Raw genomic sequence first — 1,879 nt, forward strand, 5'->3', positions numbered from 1 at the left:
TCGGGCAGCCATGTGTGCACCGGCCACATCGGCATCTTCACCGCGAAGGAGGCGAAGAAGGCAAGCCATAGCCAGGTCTGCATGTTGGCCGGGAAGTTGTGGGTCAGCAGCGTCGGGATGTCGGTTGTTCCGGACTGGAAGAACATCGCCATGATGGCGAGCAGCATCAGCACCGAACCGGCGAGCGTGTAGAGGAAGAACTTGAACGAGGCGTAGACGCGCCGCTTGCCGCCCCAGACGCCGATGATGATGAACATCGGGATCAGGCCGGCTTCGAAGAAGACGTAGAACAGCACGATGTCCAGCGCGCAGAACACGCCGATCATCAGCGTTTCGAGCAGCAGGAAGGCAATCATGTAGGCCTTGACGCGCTTCTCGATCGATTCCCACGAGGCCAGGATGCAGAGCGGCATCAGGAAGGTCGTCAGGATGACGAACAGCATCGAGATGCCGTCGACGCCCATATGGTAGGAAATGCCGGAATCGAGCCAGGCGACCTTCTCGACGAACTGGAAGCCGGACTGCGAATTGTCGAATCCGGTCCAGATGAACAGCGAGATGATGAACGTGAAAGTCGTCGTCAACAGCGCGATGGCGCGGATGTTGCGGCGTGCATTTTCGCTGTCGTCATTGATGAACAGGATAAGCAGCACACCAACCAGCGGCAGGAAGGTGACCAGCGAGAGGATTGGCCAGGCGGTCATCAGAGCATCATCCAGGTGACGAGTGCGGCAACGCCGATCAGCATGGCGAAGGCGTAGTGGTAGAGATAGCCGGTCTGCAGCTTGACGACGCGGTTGGTGACATCGACGACACGCGCCGAGATACCGTCGGGGCCGAGGCCGTCGATGACGGTGCCGTCGCCGGTCTTCCACAGGAAATGGCCAAGGCGCTTGGCGGGCCGCACGAACAGGAAGTCGTAGAGCTCGTCGAAATACCACTTGTTGAGCAGGAAGGCGTAGAGCCCGCGATGCTGCGCGGCCAGGTTGACCGGCATTTCCGGCGAGCGGATGTAGAATTTCCAGGCCAGCGCGAAGCCGATCAGCATGGCGATGAAGGGCGACAGTTCGACCCACAGCGGCAATTCGTGGATGTCGTGCAGGATGTGATTGTCAGGCAATGTGAACAGCGATGCCTTCCAGAACTCGGCATAGCCCTCGCCGATGAAGGCGTTGTGGAAGATGACGCCGGCAAACAGCGCACCCGCAGCCAGGATGAACAGCGGCACCAGCATCACCGGCGGCGATTCATGGACATGGTGCATGACCTCATGGCTCGCCCGCGGCTTGCCGTGGAAGGTCATGAAGATCAGCCGCCAGGAGCAGAAGGAGGTGAAGCAGGCGGCGATGACCAAAAGCACGAAGGCCATGCCGGCAACCGAATTGTGGCCGGCAAAGGCGCTCTCGATGATGGCGTCCTTGGAGAAGAAGCCGGCGGTGCCGATGACCGTCACCGGAATGCCGACGCCGGTCAGCGCCAGCGTGCCGATCACCATCATCCAGTAGGTGGTCGGGATCAGTTTCCTGAGGCCGCCCATATTGCGCATGTCCTGCTCGTCGGACACGGCGTGGATGACCGAGCCCGAGCCGAGGAACAGCAGCGCCTTGAAGAAGGCATGCGTGAACAGGTGGAAGATCGCCGCGCCATAGGCGCCGACGCCGAGCGCCACGAACATGTAACCGAGCTGCGAGCAGGTCGAATAGGCGATGACGCGCTTGATGTCGTTCTGGACGAGACCGACGGTGGCCGCGAAGAAGGCCGTGAAGGCACCGATGAAGGTCACGACCGTCAGCGCCGAATGCGACAGTTCGAACAGCGGCGACAACCGCGCCAGCATGAACACGCCCGCCGTCACCATGGTGGCGGCATGGATCAGGGC

The 1,879-nt window shown here is 61.1% G+C and carries 2 protein-coding genes; both read right to left on the reverse strand.

What is annotated here, in order from left to right; translation table 11 throughout:
- Positions 1 to 704: NADH-quinone oxidoreductase subunit M (locus tag EN879_RS34105; RefSeq protein WP_164774768.1), on the reverse strand; the 704-nt coding region annotated here is incomplete at its 3' end.
- The coding region (locus EN879_RS34110) for an NADH-quinone oxidoreductase subunit L (protein ID WP_127274623.1) at positions 704 to 1,879 on the reverse strand (1,176 nt) is incomplete at its 5' end. The genes EN879_RS34110 and EN879_RS34105, both read right to left, overlap by 1 nt.

Source organism: Mesorhizobium sp. M7A.F.Ca.AU.002.02.1.1 (assembly GCF_003998535.1).
In the GTDB taxonomy this organism is placed as follows: domain Bacteria; phylum Pseudomonadota; class Alphaproteobacteria; order Rhizobiales; family Rhizobiaceae; genus Mesorhizobium; species Mesorhizobium ciceri.